We start from the raw sequence: 15775 nt of genomic DNA, 5'->3' as shown, positions 1-15775 counted from the left end.
CGCAGCGGCCGGGGCACCGGTGGCCGGGGCGCGCGCCGTACCCGGGGACGCCGGGGCGCGGGGCGCGATGTTCCGCTCGCTGCGCAACCGCAACTACCGGTTGTTCGCGATCGGCGGCGTGGTCTCCAACGTCGGCGGGTGGATGCAGCGCACCGCGCAGGACCTGCTGGTGCTGGACCTGACGCACGGCAGCGCCACCGCCCTGGGCGTGGCCACCGCGCTGCAGTTCCTGCCGATGCTGCTGTTCGGCCTCTGGGGCGGGATGCTCGCCGACCGCTACCCCAAGCGGCGGGTGCTGCTCGTCGCCCAGTCGCTCATGGGCCTGCTGGCGCTGACCATGGGCGTGCTCACCGTGACCGGTGCCGTGCGGGAATGGCACGTCTACGTCATGGCCTTCACCCTGGGGCTCATCGCCTGCGTCGAGGTGCCGACCCGGCAGTCGTTCGTGGTCGAGATGGTCGGCCGCAAGGACCTGCCCAACGCGATCGCGCTCAACGCCTCCAGCTTCAACCTGGCCCGCGTGGTCGGCCCGGCGGTCGCGGGTCTGCTGATCCACATGCTCGGCGGCACCGGCCCGATCTTCCTGGTCAACGCGGTCTCGTTCCTCGCCGTGCTCGGCGGCCTGCTGCTGATGCGCGCCTCGGAGCTGACGACCCCCGACCCGGTGCCCCGGGTCAAGGGCCAGCTCCGCGAGGGCCTGCGCCACGTGCTGGAGCGGCCGGACCTGCTGATGCCGATCCTGATGATCGCCTTCGTGTCGATGTTCACGCAGTCGTTCTCGATGTCCATCGCGCTGATGGCCCGCGAGGTCTTCGCCGCGGGCCCCTCCTCCTTCGGCCTGGCCTCCAGCATGTTCGCGGTGGGCGCGCTGGGCGGCGCGCTCATGGCGGCCCGGCGCACGAAGCCGAGCCGGAGACTGCTGGTCGGCGGCGCGATCTCGTTCGGCCTGTTCCAGATCGCCACCGGCCTGGCCCCCGGATACCCCGTCTACCTGCTCCTGCTCGTCCCCACCGGGGTCGCGCTGATCACGGTCAACACGACCGCCAACGCCGGTGTGCAGCTCGCCGCCGCGCCGGAGATGCGCGGCCGGGTGATGGGCCTGTACGTGCTGGTGTTCACCGGCGGCGCCCCGGTCGGCGCGCCGCTGCTCGGCTGGGTCTCCGACCTGGGAGGCCCGCGCACGGGTGTCGTGATCGGCGGGGCGCTCACCCTGATCGGCGTCGGTGCGGCGATAATGCTGACGAAGGCGATCGGCAGGAGGACGCATGCGGCTGTTCGTGGCGTTGCTGCCGCCGCGGCCGGTGCGTGACGAGCTCGCCGGCGCACTCGCGCCCCACCGGGAGCACTGGCCCCAGCTGCGCTGGGCCGATCCGGACAACTGGCATCTGACGCTGGCGTTCCTGGGCGAGGTGGCCGAGGAGCTCCTGCCCGCGCTCCAGACCCGCCTCGCCCGCGCCGCGTCGAGGTACGAGCCGATGACGCTGGCGTTCGCCGGCGCGGGCGCGTTCCCCTCGGCCCGGCGGGCCCGGGTCTTCTGGGCCGGGCTGCGCGGAGGCGAGCCGCCGCACGGGGGCGGTGCGGCGCACCGGGGTGACGGGCCCGGCGGTGCGCCGCACGGAGGTGAGACGCCGCAGGGAGGCGGCGGGCCGTACGGCGGTGCGCCGCACGGAGACGGCGGGTCGCACGGGAGCGCCGGGCCGCACGGCGGCCGCCCCGGGATCGTCCGCCTCGCCGACTCCGTCGGTGCGGCGGCGCGGCGCGAGGGCATCGCGGTGGACGAGCGGCGGTTCCGGCCGCACCTGACCCTGGCCAGGGCCAAGATCAGGGGCGATGTCGATCTGCGCCCGCTGGTCGGGGCCCTGGAACCGTTCGCCGGCAGCGCGTGGGAGGCGGACACCGTGCACCTGATGAGAAGCCACCTGGGCGGCCGGGTCCGCTACGAGACGGTCGAGAGATGGCCGCTCGTGGCACGGGCATCCCGTGGGCAGGACTAGGCTCCAGGGCGTGGATCGTCCCCGTCGCTGGCTGCTGCCCACGGTGCTCGCACTGCTCGTGCTCCTCGTGGTGGTCGGAGCCCTCGTCTCCTAGCGCGGCGCCCTCCCGAGCGGAGCGCCCGCTACCAGGCGTACTCCTCGGGGGCGGTCTTGAAGCCCGGGAAGATCTCGTCGAGGCGGGCCAGGGCCTTCTCGTCGAGCGTGACCTCCAGGGCCTTGACGGTCCCGTCGAGCTGCTCCAGCGTGCGCGGACCGATGATCGGCGCGGTGACGGCCCGCTGGTGGAGCAGCCACGCCAGGCCGACGTTGGCGGGGTCCTCGCCGAGCTCGTCGCAGAACGCCTCGTACCGCTCGATCTTGTCGCGGTGCTTGTCCAGCTCCTTGACGATGTTCTCCGAGGCGGAGCGGCCCTTGTCGATCTTCCGGAGGACGCCGCCGAGCAGGCCGCCCGCGAGCGGGCTCCACGGGATCAGTCCGAGACCGTAGTCCTCGCAGGCCGGGACGACCTCGAGCTCGGCGGCCCGGACCAGCAGGTTGTAGTGGGACTGCTCGGAGACCAGACCCACCGTGCCCCGGCGGCGGGCCTCCTCCTGGGCCTTGGCGATGTGCCAGCCCGCGAAGTTGGACGACCCGACGTACAGGATCTTGCCCTGCTGCTTGAGGATGTCCATGGCCTCCCAGAACTCCTCGAACGGGGTGTTCCGGTCGACGTGGTGCGCCTGGTAGAGGTCGATGTAGTCGGTCTGCATGCGCTTCAGCGAGGCGTCGCAGGCGCGGCGGATGTTGAGCGCCGAGAGCCGGTCCTCGTTGGGCCAGTCGCCCATCCCGCCGTAGAGCTTCGTGGCGATGACCGTCTTCTCCCGGCGGCCGCCGCCCTGGGCGAACCAGCGCCCGATGATGTTCTCGGTGATGCCCTCGCCCTTCTTCCACCCGTAGACGTTGGCGGTGTCGAAGAAGTTGATCCCCAGCTCGTGGGCGTGGTCCATGATCGCGAAGGAGTCTTCCTCCGTGGTCACGGGGCCGAAGTTCATGGTGCCGAGGCACAGGCGGCTGACCTTCAGGCCGGTACGGCCAAGCTGCGTGTAATCCATGCGTTCCACATTAGGGACCTGGAGCGCGCTCCAGGCGAGTGTCTTTTCCCGAGACGCCGGATGTCCTGCGTCCCTCCGTTCCCCCCGATGTCGCGGGTGCCGCAGACGGGGCGGACGGGGCGGACGTGCTCCGCGGCTTCTCGCGGCCCGGGGCCCTAAACTGTCCGGTCATGCGCCTCCCCCTGCCCGGCACCGGTTTCCTCCCGTCCCTCCGGCGCCCGGCCGCCCTCGTCCGATGGGTCCTGCCCGCCGCCGTGTGCCTCGCCGTCCTGCCGCCGGGAGCCGCTCAGGCCGCCGCGCCGGGGACCGTACAGGCCGTGTCAGGCACCGTGCGGGTCGCGCCGGGGGCCGCTCAGGCCGCGTCGGGCACCGTGCGGGCCGAGGCGTCCGCAGGACGTCCGGCCGCGGAGAACGCGCCGGTGCGGAACCCGTTCGCGGGGACCGGCAGGCTGGCGGCCACGTCGTGCCCGGAGCCGCCCATCACCGAGGGCGGGATCCCGCGGACACGCGAATACCTCGCGGCGGCCGTGAAGTGCCTGGACCGGGCATGGTCCGCGCATTTCTCCCGGGCCGGGCTGAGGTTCCGCGCGCCCGCCGTGCGCTTCCACGAGGAGCTCCCGGAGTACGTGTGCGGGGTGAAGAACCCCCATGTGGACGCCCTCTACTGCATCGAGCGGGCCACGCTGGTGTTCCCGCTCACCGGCATGTGGATCGAGGACCGGACCGACCTGTACCCCCTGCGGACGGCGGCCCACGAGTACGGTCACCACCTGCAGAGCCTCACCGGCATCAGGCGTGCCTACGAGGCGCGGGCCGGACGCGGCAGAGGTTCCGAGGCGGCCGAGCTCAAGCGCCGCTACGAACTGCAGGCGGACTGCCTGGCGGGCGTGTTCCTGGGCGGCGTGCGGCACTCGCTGGCACGCACCGGGCGGGACTGGGAGGCGCTGTCCGACACGCTCCGGGCCAGGGGCGACGACCCCGGGTACCGCACCCACGGCACCGGTGCGAACCGGGTCCGCTGGTTCCGGCGCGGCCTCGACACGGTCTCCCCGGCCGCCTGCGACACCTGGAGCGCCCCGCCGTCCCGGGTCTCCTGACCCGGGGCGGTGTCCCCGGGGCGGAGCCGGGCACGACCGGTCGCCCTCGCCGGGCCGCCGCGGACGTGGCGCCGGGCCGGGAGAAGGGGCTAGAAAAGGATCATGACTGCTGACGCGCTCGCCGAACGCCTCGCCCACGCCGCCGACCGGGGCAGGGTGCCGGACCTCCACGGCGTCGTCGCCGCCCACCGCGGTGAGGTGGTCCTGGAGCACTACGGCGAGGGAGAGGACTTCCGGCTGAACGAGCCCCTCGGCCACGTGCGCTTCACCCCGGACACCCTCCACGACGTCCGCTCGGTCACCAAGAGCGTCGTCGGCCTGCTGTACGGCATCGCCCTGGGCGAGGGCCGGGTGCCGGAGCCCGGAGAGCCGCTGCTGCGGCACTTCCCCGAATACCCCGACCTCGCCGCGGACCCCCGCCGCGCCGCACTGACCGTCGAGCACGCGCTCACCATGACGCTCGGCCTGGAGTGGGACGAGAGCGCGCCCTACACGAGCCCGGCCAACAGCGAGATCGCGATGGAGTTCGCCCCCGACCGCTTCCGCTACATCCTGGAGCGGCCGATCGTGGACGAGCCGGGCGTGCGGCGCTCCTACTGCGGCGGGGCCACGGCGCTGGTGGCGCGACTCGTCGAGAAGGGCACGGGGTCGGCGCTGGAGGACTACGCGCGGACCAGGCTGTTCGAGCCGCTGGGGATCGGGCGCTTCGAGTGGACGACGGGTACGGACGGCAGGGCCCTGGCGGCCGCCGGGCTGCGGCTCACGCCCCGCGACCTCCTCGCGATCGGGCGGCTCGTGCTGGAAAGGGGCGCCGGCATCGTGCCGGAGTCCTGGCTGGAGACGGCGCTCAGCCCGCACGTGCGGATCGACGAGGACTCCCACTACGGCTACCAGTGGTACGTGGGCGACACCTGGACGGCCGCGTTCGGCAACGGCGGCCAGCGCATCCACGTGGTGCCCGCGCTGGACCTCGTCGTCGCCGTCACCGCGGGGCGGTACAACCTGCCCGACCAGTCGACCGCCGCGGTCGTGGTCGACGAGGTGGTCCTGGCGGGGATCGGCGGCTGAGCCGGTCCGGCGCCCCGTTCAGGGCGTCCGCCCGTATGAGGCTCCGGGCGACTGGACGGCAGGACCGTACCCTTGGGCCGGGGCACCCGGTCATCGCGGGCGGGCCTGCGCGAGCCGCCGCCGGGGCATGATGGCTGAATGCGCAGCAGACCGGGGGAAGTCCTGATTCGGGTGCTCGCCGCGGCCGGGGTGGCCGCGGCGACGGTGTTCGCCGGGCCCGGCGTACGGGCGGTGGAGCGTCCGGCGGACACGCGGGTCGTGGCGGGCGAGGGCGGGGTGCAGGCGGCGACCGGTGCGGTGGGCACGGGGCCGGTGGCGGGTACCGGGCCGGTGGCGGGCACGGGGCCGGTGGCGGGTACCGGGCCGGTGGCGGGCACGGGGCCGGTGGCGGGCACGGGGCCGGTGGCGGGCGCGGGCGGCGCCGGGGCGGCCGAGCCGACGGAGCCGGCGGGGAGCCGGGAGGCGGACCGGGTCCTGTTCCGCTTCGAGGACGAGCGGATCACCGAGTCGAGCGGGCTGGCGGTCTCGCCGACCCACGAGGACGTCTACTACACCCACAACGACAGCGAGGCCGGACCGGTCTTCTTCGCGGTCGGCGGCGACGGGAAGACCCGGGCGGCGTTCACCCTGCGGGGCGCGGCGGCCCGCGACTGGGAGGGGATGGCGGTCTCCAGGGACCCGGAGACCGGGCGCGGAGTGCTCTGGTTCGCCGACATCGGCGACAACTTCGACGGCGCCTGGCCGGACGTCTCGGTCTACAAGGTGGCCGAGCCCGCCTCGCTGAAGGACGCCGTGCTCCCGGCCGTGCGCTACCGCTTCCGCTACGAGGACGGCGGGCACAACGCCGAGGGCGTCATGGTCGACCCCCGGACCGGGCGGCTGTACATCGTGACCAAGGAGTTCGCCGGGGCGATCTACGCGGCGCCGAAGCGCCTGCGCACCGGGCGGGTCAACGTGCTGCGCAAGGTCGGCTCAGCGCCGATCATGGCGACCGACGCCGCCTACGCGCCCGACGGGTCGAGCTTCGTGGTCCGGACCTACATCTCCGCGACGGTCTACCGCGACTTCGACGAGCAGCTCGCCCGGGTCCCGATGCCCCCGCTGGAGCAGGCCGAGTCGATCGCCTACACCGCGGACGGCAAGGCCCTGCTGACCGGTTCGGAGGGCGCGGACAGCCCGGTCCACCTGGTGCCGCTGCCCGGCCGGGTCCTGGAGGCGGCCGCTCCCGCCCCCACTCCGGTCCCGGAGCGGAGCGGTACGGCGCGCACGGAGCCGGCCGGTACGGCGGAGGCGGCCGAGGACGGCGGGGAGGACGCCGGCGTGCCGGTCTCGGCGGTGCTGCTCTGGCTGCTCGTGGCCTTCGGCGCCACCGGCGCGATCGTCTTCGTCGCCCGCCGTACCCGGTAGACCCCGGCCGCCGTACCCGGTGGGGTGCGCGCCGGGGGCCCGGTCAGCGGCGGCGCCTCCGGCGGAGCGTGATCAGGACGGGGAGGACGACGACGGCGATGCCGGCCAGGACGCCCCCGACGAAGTCCGGGCCGAACTCGTGGTCGCCGCCGGAGAGCGGGCCGACGCCGAGCACGATGCCGGTGATGAGGGCGGCCATGTAGAGCACCCAGACGACCATGAAGGCGTAGAAGCGCCTGCCGAAGAACACCCGGCGGGCGGGCGTGGCGGGGGCGTCGTCGAGCTCGCCCGCGAGCCCTTCGGAGACGGCCTTGGGGCGCTTGAAGTACTGGAAGTACATCCAGCCGCCGCAGGGCTCCCAGCCGTCCGGGGCGAGGCGTTCGGCGAGGGCGTCGTGCTTCGCCGGCAGCACGGTCTCGCGGCGGTACTCCCAGCGGAGCGGGCGCTCGGGGTCGCGCCGGCTGACGAAGCGGCCCAGGTGGTCGATGCGCTCGACCTCCCAGCCCTGCTCGCCGTACCTGTTCAGGTATTCGCGGTCCCGGAAGGCGTCGGCGGTCCAGACCCAGGTCTCGGCGGCCGGGTCCGGGCCGCCCTCCGGGGCGGCCTCCTGCGCGGCGGGGGCGAGGGTGGCGGCGAAGCCGGCCGCGGGGCCGAACTCCTCCTCCGGGTCGGCGCCGCTCTCGGCGGCGTAGGCGGCGAGGTCGTCGACGGTCGCGGCGACCTCCTCCGCGGGGACGCCGTGTCCGCGCAGGTGCCCGGCGAGTTCGTCGAAGTAGGCGGTGGTCATCTGACGCCTCCCCGGGCGAGTGCCGAACGGACGGATTCGTCGAAGGCCAGCCAGAGCGCGCCCTGCTCGGTGAGCGTGTCGCGGCCCTGCCGGGTCAGGGTGTAGTAGCGGCGGCCGGGGCCGCGCTCGGTGGCGCGGAACTCCGCGGTGACCAGGCCGGCCTCCTCGAGCCGGTTGAGCACGGGGTACAGCGTGCCGCCCTTGATGTCGAACCCGATCTCGGCGAGGCCCTTGGCGATCTCGTAGCCGTAGTTCTCGCCCTCGGTGAGGCCGGCGAGCACCAGCAGGTCGAGGACGCCCTTCAGCCAGCTGGCGCGGCGGTCGGCGGTCATGGGGTTAGCGGCGGGCACGCGCGAACTGCCAGACCAGGGCGACGGCGGTGACGACGAAGAGGCCGGTGAGGAAGCCGGAGAGGAGGTCCTGGTCGGCGTAGCGGCTGACGAGGGTGCGGGCCGCCATGAGGATCCAGAAGGCGGCGAGGGTGAGCTGGAAGCGCCTGTCGGAGAAGAGCGCGCTGCGGACGGGGGTGGCCGGGGAGCCGGACTGCGTGGTGGTCATCTGATCTCTCCCTTGGTGGGTGCCGGGTGGGGGATCGCGTCGGCGGCCGGCTCCGGGAGGAGTCGTCGTCTTCGCGATGTAGAAGCTACAGCCATCTAGTTAGAGATGCAACCTAGATTGCTCCGGCGTCCAGGAGGCGGTGCGTCGGCTCGCCGGTCCGCCGGCTTCGCGGTGCCCGATCGGGGGGGTGTTCCAGGTGGCGCGTCGGAAGTACTCAGTCCCGGATGAGTAGCCCGCCGGATGCGGTGGGCGACCGGCCGACGGCATGGTGAAGGCATGGAACCCGCCGACCCGCTTCCGGACGCCGCTGATCCGCTCTCGGCCTCCGCCGACCCGCTGCCGGGCTCCGCCGACCCGTTCTCGGACGCCGCCTTCCTGCCGGGTGAGCCGAGATGTCCGGAATGCGGGGTGCGCCTGACCGCTCCCCAGGAGCGTTGCCCGCGCTGCGCCCTGCCGCTGAGCGGGCCGCTGGCAGCCGAGCTGTGGCGGCTCGACCAGGCACTGGCCGAGCTCGGAGCGCGCAGGTCCGAGCTGCTCGTCCGCCGCAGCCGGCTGCTCCGCATGCTCCGGGCGGAAGGCGCCCGGCAGAGTGCTCAGGCGGGCGGGAGTACCCCGGAGGCCGCTCCGGGAGCGCGACGGGCGGAACCGGGCCCGGAGGTGCGGGGGCCGGTCGGGACGGGGCGGACCGGAGGGGGACGGAACGGGACCGGAGGAGTGGGCCCCGCGCGTCCGGGCGGAGACTTCTCGCCGAAGGCGGTGCAGAACCTGCTGCTCGCCCTCGGCGGGCTGTTGCTGGCCGTCGCGGCCGTCGTGTTCACGGCGGTGAGCTGGGGCCACCTCGGCATCGGCGGGCGGGCCGCGGTGCTGGCCGGCTTCACCGCGGTGATCCTGGCGGTGCCGCGGGCACTGGCGGGCCGCGGGCTGACCGCCACCGCGGAGACCGTCGCGGCGCTCGGCGTGGTCCTGCTCCTCCTGGACGGCTACGCCGTCCGGCAGGCCGATCTGGCGGGAACCGCCACCCTCGCCGGGAACGTCTACGCGGGCGGGGTGTTCGCCGTGGTCGCGCTCGCCATGGCCGCGTACTCGCGGGCGGTGCCGCTGAGGCTGCCGCTGCCCGCGGCGGTGCTGTTCGCCCAGTTCCCCCTCGTGCTGGTGGCGGCGGAGCTGCCGGCGCCCTGGGTGACCGCCGCGTTCGCGGCGACGGCCGCGGCCGACGCCGCCCTCCTGCTGTTCCTGAAGCACCGGTCCGCGGCCCCGATCCGGCCCGGGATCCGGAGGACGGCGGCGTTCTCGTTCGGCACCGTGTGGACGCTCGGCGTGCTGTACGGCGCGGCGGACTCCGCTCCGGGCCTGGTGTGGGGTTTCTCCTCCGGGGACCGGCTCGGCGCCGCGATCCGGGGAGCGCTGCCGGCCGTTCTGGCGCTGACCGGGATCACGGTGGCCCTGCGGCGCGCGGTGGGACGGGTCACCGGCCTCGCCGCCGCGTCGGCGTTCGCGCTGGCCGCCGGCCTCGCGGCGCCCTTCCTGCCGCTCGTCCCCTCCGGCTGGCACGCGCTGGTGTACGCCGTGGCGGGGCTGGCCGTCGCCGCCGTTGCGCTGTGCCCGGCCGGGCCGGACGAGCCCGGGATCCGCTCCGCGGCGGCGGTCACCGGCGGGAGCCTGGCCGTGCTGACGGTGCTCCCGTTCCATGCCGACATCGCCCGGGCGCTGACGGAGCCGTTCGCCCGCCTGGACCGGATCTGGTCGGGCCCGCACGGGTACGGCGAAGGGTGGTCGCCGGTGCCGCTCACGCCGGTGGTCGTCCTGGCGCTGCTCGCCGCGGCCTCCGCCGCCCTGGCCGTGCGGGGCCGCGTCCCCGCCGTCTCCGCTCCGGGGGCGGCGGGGTCCGGTCGCGGACTGCGGAGGCCCGCGGGCGTCGCCGCGCTGCTGTCCGGCACGATCGGGACGGTGCTGGTCCCGGACGCCCTCGGCTGGACCCACCCGGCCGCCGTCGCGACCCTGCTCGCGCTCGCCGCGGCCCTCACGGCCGGGGCGGCCCTGACCGGCCGGCGGTGGCGGGCGGAGACCCTGGCGACCGCCGCCGCGGCGGTCACCCTGTGGGCGGCCGTCACCGCCCTGGCGGAGCGGACCGCCACCCACGCGGCACTCGTCTGCCTCCTGCTCGTCTGGGCCGCGGCCGCCCTCCTCGCCCGGACGCGGGCCGTACGCCTCCTCGGCGCCGGGCTCGCGGTGGTGCTCGCGGGAGGCGAGGTCCTGGCGGTCGGGGTGTCACTGGGCTGGCCGGCCCGGTACGCGGCGTTCGGCCTGTTCGCGGTGGCCGGCCTGGCCGCGGCGGCGGCGGGCCTGGTCCGCAGGCCGTACGGCCCGGCGGTGCGGGGGAGCGCGACCGGCCCGGCAGGCTCCGGGGACCGGGAGGGCGCGGGCGGTTCCCGGGCCTCCGGGACCGGGCACGACGGGAAGGGCGGGCCGGAGGAGCCGTCGGCCGGACGTGAGAAGCGGGGTGGACCGGAGGAGCCGCTGGCCGGGCACGACGGGAAGGGCGGACCGGAGGATCCGTCGGCCGGGCGCGGGATGAGGGGGCGGCTGCGGGAGCTGTCGGCCGGGCTGGAGGCTGCGGGGTACTGCCTCACCGCCTGGGGGCTGGCGCTCGTCGTCCACGACTCGCTGGTCCCAGGCCCCGGCGTCGCGCACCTGCCGACCCTCAGTCTGGCCTGCGCCGTCGTCGGCGTGCTGCTGGCGGGTACGGCGCTGCGCCCGGACCGGCGGCCGGCGGCGTACGCCGGGACCGGCTTCCTGCTGGCGGCCGCCTGGCTGCGGCTGCTCGCCTCGGACATCACCGTGGTCGAGGCGTACACGGTGCCGTTCTCGCTCGTCCTGCTGGCCTTCGGGCTCCTGCGGGCGAGGGGCGGGCGAGCCTCCTCCTGGAGCGTCTACGGCTCCGGCCTCGCCTCCGGTCTGCTGCCCAGCACGATCGCCGTGCTGACCGGCGACGGAGGCCTCCGGCTCCTGCTGCTCGGCGGCTTCTCGCTGGCGGTCCTCTTGGCCGGAGCCCGGTTCCGGCTCCAGGCCCCGGCGGTGCTCGGCGGCCTGACGCTGGCCGTCGTGGCCCTGCACGAGCTGGCGCCCTGGATCGCCCAGGCCGTCGCGGCGGTGCCCCGGTGGGTGCCGATGGCCCTCGGCGGGCTGCTCCTGGTGGTGGTCGGCGCGACCTACGAGGCCCGGCTGCGGGAGGTGCGCCGCCTGCGCGAGGCCGTCGGCCGGATGCGGTGACCGGAGCCTCCGGCGGTCCGGGCCGGAGTCCGGGCCGGTGGTCCTCCCGCCCCCGGCCGGAGGACCGCCGTCGGACGCGGTGGCCGGGGTTCCCCTGGCCCGTGGCAGGTGGTTGCCGCTAACTTTCGAAGAATGTGTGCTCCCGTGAGGGAGCATCCTGTTTCGGAGGTCGTGCCATGAACGTCGGGATCGTGGGTGCCGGCATCGTCGGTCTGGCGGTGGCCAGGGAGCTCGCGCTGACCCGCGGCGCGCGGGTGACCGTCCTCGACAAGGAGGACCGCATCGGGGCCCACCAGACCGGGCACAACAGCGGGGTCGTGCACGCCGGTCTCTACTACCGGCCGGGCTCGCTCAAGGCGGAGCTCTGCCGGGAGGGCATGGCCCTGCTGCGGGAGTACTGCGCCGAGCACGCCATCGCCTACGACGAGGTCGGCAAGCTCGTCATCGCCGCCACCGCCGCCGAGCGGCCCGCCCTGCGCGCGATCGCCGAGCGGGCCAGGGAGAACGGCGTGCCCGGCGTCGCCGAGCTGGACGCGCTGGCCCTGCGCGAGGTCGAGCCGCACGCCGTCGGGGTGGCCGCCGTGCACTCCCCGCGCACCGCGATCGCCGACTTCCCCGCCGTCGCCCGCCGCCTGGCCCGCGACGTGGAGGAGTCGGGCGGCGCGGTACGGCTCTCGCACCCGGTCCGCAGGCTGCGCCAGACCGCGGACGGGGTGGAGGTGGTCGCCGGGGGGAGCAGGATGCGCTTCGACCGGCTGGTCGTCTGCGCCGGGCTCGGCACCGACGCGGTCGCCCGGATGGCAGGGTCGCCCGGCGAGGTGCGGATCGTCCCCTTCCGCGGGGAGTATCACGCCCTCGCCGGACGGGCCAGGGAACTGGTGCGCGGGCTGGTCTACCCGGTGCCCGACCCCCGCTACCCGTTCCTCGGCGTGCACCTGACCCGCACGATCGACGGCGAGGTGCTCGTCGGCCCCAACGCGGTGCCGGCGCTGGCGCTGGAGGGCTACTCCTGGCGGGACGTCGACCTCGCCGACCTGCGCCGCGTCGCGGCCTGGCCGGGGACCCGGCGGCTGGTCGCCCGGCACTGGCGGACGGGGATCGGCGAGGTGCTGGGCTCGCTGTCCGGAGGGGCCTTCCTGGCGGCGGCGCGCCGGTACGTCCCCGAGCTCACCGCCGCCGACCTCGTCCCGGCCGGAAGCGGGGTCCGGGCGCAGGCCGTGGCCCGCGACGGGAGCATGCTGGACGATTTCGCGATCGACGTGCACGGCCTGATCACCCTGGTGCGCAACGCCCCTTCCCCCGCTGCGACATCCAGTTTGGCGATAGCCAGGCATCTTGTCGGGATAACCTCTGTTCTGACTTCTTAACGGCTTTCTCGGACGGACGGGTGGGGATGGGCCTCGTGAACGGATCTCCCGAGGCCCGTCTGCTGATCGTCGAGGACGAACCGAACATCCTCGAACTGCTGGCGGCGAGCCTGCGGTTCGCCGGCTTCGGGGTGAACACCGCGGGCAACGGCGCCGACGCCGTCGCCGCCGTGCAGCGCCACCGCCCGGACCTGATCGTGCTCGACGTGATGCTCCCCGACATGGACGGCTTCGACGTCGTGCGGCGGCTGCGCGGCGGGGGGACCGACACGCCGGTGCTCTTCCTCACCGCCCGGGACGCCGTCGAGGACAAGATCCGCGGGCTGACCGCGGGCGGGGACGACTACGTGACCAAGCCGTTCAGCCTGGAGGAGGTCGTGGCCCGCATCCGGGCCGTGCTGCGCCGTACCGGCGGGGGGGACGCGTTCGCCCGGCCGCCCAGGCTCACCTTCGCCGACGTCGAGCTCGACGAGGAGAGCCACGAGGTGTGGCGCGGGGGCCGGGCGGTGGCGTTGTCGCCGACGGAGTTCAAGCTGCTGCGCTACTTCATGGCGAACGCGGGCCGGGTGCTGTCCAAGGCCCAGATCCTCGATCACGTCTGGGACTACGACTTCCGCGGCGACGTCGGGATCGTGGAGTCCTACGTCTCCGTGCTCCGCCGCAAGATCGACAATACGGATCCCCGGTTGATCCACACGCTGCGCGGAGTCGGCTACGTGCTCCGCCGCCCGCCGGGATCGCCGGGTTCCTGATGTTCGCCCGCAGTCCGCTGCGCGTCAGGCTGATCGGCATCATCCTGGTCCTGCTGGCCATCGCGCTGGTCCTGATCGGCGTGGGCAGCGTCTCGATCATGCGGGGCTACCTGATCGACCGGGTGGACACCCAGATCGACCTCACCACCGCGACCATGCTGCGCCGCCTGCACTCCCCGGGCCCCTTCAACATGAACGGCAGGGCCCTCCCGCCCGACATGAAGGTGGAGCTCCGCGGCCCGCAGGGCCGGGCCCTCGTCACGGCCAGCGGGGTGGACGTGGAGGGCAGACCGGTGCCGGCCGTACCCTCCGACCCGGGCCTGGAACCGTTCCACCGCGACGAGTGGCGGATCCGGGTGACCCCGCTGGACACCGGCGGGAGCATCCTCGTCGCCGTCGACCTGGCCGAGGTCCGGCAGATCGTCGGCCAGCTCGCGCTGGTGGAGCTCCTCGGCGGCGGCGGGCTGATGGCGGCGCTGGCGCTGGTGGGCGTGGTGGTCATCCGGCGGAGCCTGCGCCCGCTGGAGGAGATCGAGCGCACCGCCGAGGCCATCGCCGCCGGAGACCTGAGCCGCCGCGTCCCCGACGCGGACTCCCGCACCGAGGTCGGCCGCCTGGGCCGGTCGCTGAACGGCATGCTCGCGCAGATCGAGGCGGCCTTCCAGGCCAGGTCCGAGTCCGAGGCCGCGGCCCGCGGGTCCGAGGAGCGGATGCGCCGTTTCGTCGCCGACGCCTCGCACGAGCTGCGCACGCCGCTGACGTCGATCCGGGGGTTCGCCGAGTTCTACCGGCAGGCGCCCGGCGTCGACGCCGCGCCGCTGATGCGCCGGGTGGAGTCGGAGGCGGTCCGGATGGGCCTGCTCGTGGACGACCTGCTGATGCTCGCCCGGATGGACCAGCAGCGGCCGATGTCCATGCGCCCGGTGGACCTGCTCGCCATCGCCGCCGACGCCGTCCACGACGCCCGGATCCTCGCCCCGGAGCGGAACGTCTCGCTCTCCGTCGACGGTGCCGCGCTGATCGTCTCGGGCGACGAGGTACGGCTCCGCCAGGTCGTCGGCAACCTGATGAACAACGCGCTCACCCACACCCCCGAGGGCACGCCCGTGCGGGTGCTGCTCCGCGCCGAGGGCGAGACGGCCGTCGTGGAGGTGGCGGACGAGGGGCCGGGCCTGACCGCGGAGCAGCGCGAGCGCGTCTTCGAGCGGTTCTACCGGGTCGACTCCGCCCGCGGCCGCCGCGCCCCCGAGGGCGGCGGCAGCGGGCTGGGCCTGGCCATCGTCGCGGCCATGGTCGAGGCGCACGGCGGCACCGTGTCCGTCGACTCCGTGCCCGGCGAGGGCGCCGTCTTCAGCGTCCGGCTCCCCCTGGCGCCCGACTCCGGCTGAGGCCGGACCCGGCGCCGGGCGGGCTCTCAGCAAACGTTCAGCGGCCCCGGAGCGCCTCCCCAGGCAGGTGAGCGAGCCTCTTGGTCGTGCTGGACAGAGTTGAGGCCCGCCTGCTGGTGGTGGACGACGAACCGAACATCAGGGAACTGCTCTCCGCGAGCCTGCGCATGTCCGGCTTCGAGGTCATGACCGCGGCGGACGGCGGGGAGGCGGTGCAGTTCGCCCAGCGGATCCGCCCCGACCTCGTGGTGCTCGACGTGATGCTGCCCGACATGGACGGCTTCGCGGTGGCCGGGCGGCTGCGGGAGATGGGGAGTCAGATGCCCGTGGTCTTCCTCACCGCCCGGGACGGCGTCGACGACAAGGTCACGGGGCTGCGGCTGGCCGACGACTACGTGACCAAGCCGTTCAGCCTGGAGGAGGTCCTCGCGCGCATCCGGGCCGTGCTCCGCCGCACCCGGGGCGACCTCGACCTCCCGGCGCGCCTCCAGGTCGCCGACCTGGAGCTGGACGAGGAGGCGCACCAGGTCTGGAAGGCGGGGGAGCCCGTACGGCTCTCGCCGACGGAGTTCAAGCTGCTGCACCACCTCATGGTCAACACCGGCCGGGTGCTGTCCAAGGCGCAGATCCTGGAGCACGTGTGGAACTACGACTTCGGCGGCGACGCCGGTGTCGTCGAGTCCTACGTCTCCTACCTGCGGCGGAAGGTCGACACGGCCGAGCCGCGGCTCATCCACACCCTGCGCGGGGTGGGCTACGTGCTGCGCCCGCCGCAAGGTGATTGAACATTCAGCTATTCTTCAGCTCCGCCTGACCTGACCCTGAGTTTGATGGGTTCCAATGGGCGGTGCGTGACCCCAGAACCTCCCGGAACGGCGGCGGGCCCGGGATCGTCTCCAGCTGCGGGGGAGATGAGCCCGGTCAAGGCCCGCCGGCCGGAGCCGGGAGACAGGCCCCATCGCGCGACCCGGTTCGCCCCCGTGACCCGGTCGAGCG

14 protein-coding genes are annotated in these 15775 nt (G+C 74.5%); 10 read left to right on the top strand and 4 right to left on the bottom strand.

The features are described 5' to 3' along the window. Positions 1-19 precede the first annotated feature (19 nt). Complete coding sequence (locus tag HS048_RS01725) at positions 20-1309, top strand: MFS transporter (RefSeq protein WP_307832336.1); 1290 nt, start codon at positions 20-22, stop codon at positions 1307-1309. Beyond that, positions 1266-1994: an RNA 2',3'-cyclic phosphodiesterase gene (gene thpR / locus HS048_RS01720; RefSeq protein WP_153054553.1), complete on the top strand. Its 729-nt coding sequence runs from the start codon at positions 1266-1268 to the stop codon at positions 1992-1994. The genes HS048_RS01725 and thpR overlap by 44 nt, the downstream gene beginning before the upstream one ends. A 122-nt stretch (positions 1995-2116) precedes the next feature. On the opposite strand, the gene HS048_RS01715 is transcribed toward thpR, so the two are convergent. Continuing rightward, a complete protein-coding gene (locus HS048_RS01715; RefSeq protein WP_068902085.1) occupies positions 2117-3085 on the bottom strand; it encodes an aldo/keto reductase in 969 nt (322 codons plus the stop codon). Between the two features lie 170 nt (positions 3086-3255). Between HS048_RS01715 and HS048_RS01710 the strand changes: the two genes are divergently transcribed. The 3 genes from HS048_RS01710 (at position 3256) to HS048_RS01700 (ending at position 6657) form a co-directional block, all read left to right on the top strand. After that, a complete protein-coding gene (locus tag HS048_RS01710) occupies positions 3256-4182 on the top strand; it encodes a neutral zinc metallopeptidase (RefSeq protein ID WP_230880690.1) in 927 nt (308 codons plus the stop codon). A gap of 102 nt (positions 4183-4284) precedes the next feature. Continuing rightward, complete coding sequence (locus HS048_RS01705) at positions 4285-5250, top strand: serine hydrolase (protein ID WP_196465949.1); 966 nt, start codon at positions 4285-4287, stop codon at positions 5248-5250. 138 nt (positions 5251-5388) lie between these two features. After that, a complete protein-coding gene (locus HS048_RS01700) occupies positions 5389-6657 on the top strand; it encodes a hypothetical protein (RefSeq protein ID WP_230880689.1) in 1269 nt (422 codons plus the stop codon). 43 nt (positions 6658-6700) lie between these two features. Here the strand turns inward: HS048_RS01700 and HS048_RS01695 are convergent, their stop codons facing one another. From HS048_RS01695 to HS048_RS01685, 3 genes are read right to left on the bottom strand one after another with little or no spacing between them, the layout of a single operon-like run. After that, positions 6701-7444: a hypothetical protein gene (locus tag HS048_RS01695; RefSeq protein WP_068902089.1), complete on the bottom strand. Its 744-nt coding sequence runs from the start codon at positions 7442-7444 to the stop codon at positions 6701-6703. Continuing rightward, positions 7441-7776 carry a PadR family transcriptional regulator gene (locus HS048_RS01690; protein WP_068902091.1) on the bottom strand — a complete coding sequence of 112 codons (336 nt, stop codon included), beginning with the start codon at positions 7774-7776 and terminating at the stop codon, positions 7441-7443. The genes HS048_RS01695 and HS048_RS01690 overlap by 4 nt, the downstream gene beginning before the upstream one ends. A gap of 4 nt (positions 7777-7780) precedes the next feature. Then, complete coding sequence (locus HS048_RS01685; RefSeq protein ID WP_196465948.1) at positions 7781-8002, bottom strand: hypothetical protein; 222 nt, start codon at positions 8000-8002, stop codon at positions 7781-7783. 276 nt (positions 8003-8278) lie between these two features. On the opposite strand from HS048_RS01685, the gene HS048_RS01680 reads away from it, so the two are divergent. From HS048_RS01680 to HS048_RS01660, 5 genes are all read left to right on the top strand, one after another. Next, complete coding sequence (locus tag HS048_RS01680; RefSeq protein ID WP_196465947.1) at positions 8279-11272, top strand: SCO7613 C-terminal domain-containing membrane protein; 2994 nt, start codon at positions 8279-8281, stop codon at positions 11270-11272. A gap of 176 nt (positions 11273-11448) precedes the next feature. Further along, positions 11449-12639: an L-2-hydroxyglutarate oxidase gene (lhgO, locus tag HS048_RS01675; protein WP_196465946.1), complete on the top strand. Its 1191-nt coding sequence runs from the start codon at positions 11449-11451 to the stop codon at positions 12637-12639. Positions 12640-12665: 26 nt separating this feature from the next. Continuing rightward, a complete protein-coding gene (locus HS048_RS01670; RefSeq protein WP_068902101.1) occupies positions 12666-13391 on the top strand; it encodes a response regulator transcription factor in 726 nt (241 codons plus the stop codon). Further along, positions 13391-14779 carry a cell wall metabolism sensor histidine kinase WalK gene (locus tag HS048_RS01665; protein WP_068902103.1) on the top strand — a complete coding sequence of 463 codons (1389 nt, stop codon included), beginning with the start codon at positions 13391-13393 and terminating at the stop codon, positions 14777-14779. Before HS048_RS01670 ends, HS048_RS01665 begins: the two co-directional genes overlap by 1 nt. Before the next feature lie 80 nt (positions 14780-14859). Then, entirely contained in the window at positions 14860-15564 is a 705-nt protein-coding gene (locus tag HS048_RS01660; protein WP_068902105.1) for a response regulator transcription factor, read from the top strand. Positions 15565-15775: the final 211 nt, after the last annotated feature.

The sequence above is a fragment of the Planomonospora sp. ID91781 genome (assembly GCF_015711595.1).
Taxonomy (GTDB): Bacteria; Actinomycetota; Actinomycetes; order Streptosporangiales; family Streptosporangiaceae; genus Planomonospora; species Planomonospora parontospora.
Note: the sequence above shows the minus strand (reverse complement) of the source record. Positions and strands in the feature narration are given on the sequence as shown.

Coding starts and splice junctions, on each gene's coding strand:
- HS048_RS01685 (WP_196465948.1), bottom strand. CDS start 8,002: ATGACCACCACGCAGTCCGGCTCCCCGGCCACCCCCGTCCGCAGCGCG.
- HS048_RS01690 (WP_068902091.1), bottom strand. CDS start 7,776: ATGACCGCCGACCGCCGCGCCAGCTGGCTGAAGGGCGTCCTCGACCTG.
- HS048_RS01670 (WP_068902101.1), top strand. CDS start 12,666: ATGGGCCTCGTGAACGGATCTCCCGAGGCCCGTCTGCTGATCGTCGAG.
- HS048_RS01695 (WP_068902089.1), bottom strand. CDS start 7,444: ATGACCACCGCCTACTTCGACGAACTCGCCGGGCACCTGCGCGGACAC.
- HS048_RS01705 (WP_196465949.1), top strand. CDS start 4,285: ATGACTGCTGACGCGCTCGCCGAACGCCTCGCCCACGCCGCCGACCGG.
- HS048_RS01700 (WP_230880689.1), top strand. CDS start 5,389: ATGCGCAGCAGACCGGGGGAAGTCCTGATTCGGGTGCTCGCCGCGGCC.
- HS048_RS01710 (WP_230880690.1), top strand. CDS start 3,256: ATGCGCCTCCCCCTGCCCGGCACCGGTTTCCTCCCGTCCCTCCGGCGC.
- HS048_RS01665 (WP_068902103.1), top strand. CDS start 13,391: ATGTTCGCCCGCAGTCCGCTGCGCGTCAGGCTGATCGGCATCATCCTG.
- lhgO (WP_196465946.1), top strand. CDS start 11,449: ATGAACGTCGGGATCGTGGGTGCCGGCATCGTCGGTCTGGCGGTGGCC.
- HS048_RS01680 (WP_196465947.1), top strand. CDS start 8,279: ATGGAACCCGCCGACCCGCTTCCGGACGCCGCTGATCCGCTCTCGGCC.
- HS048_RS01715 (WP_068902085.1), bottom strand. CDS start 3,085: ATGGATTACACGCAGCTTGGCCGTACCGGCCTGAAGGTCAGCCGCCTG.
- thpR (WP_153054553.1), top strand. CDS start 1,266: ATGCGGCTGTTCGTGGCGTTGCTGCCGCCGCGGCCGGTGCGTGACGAG.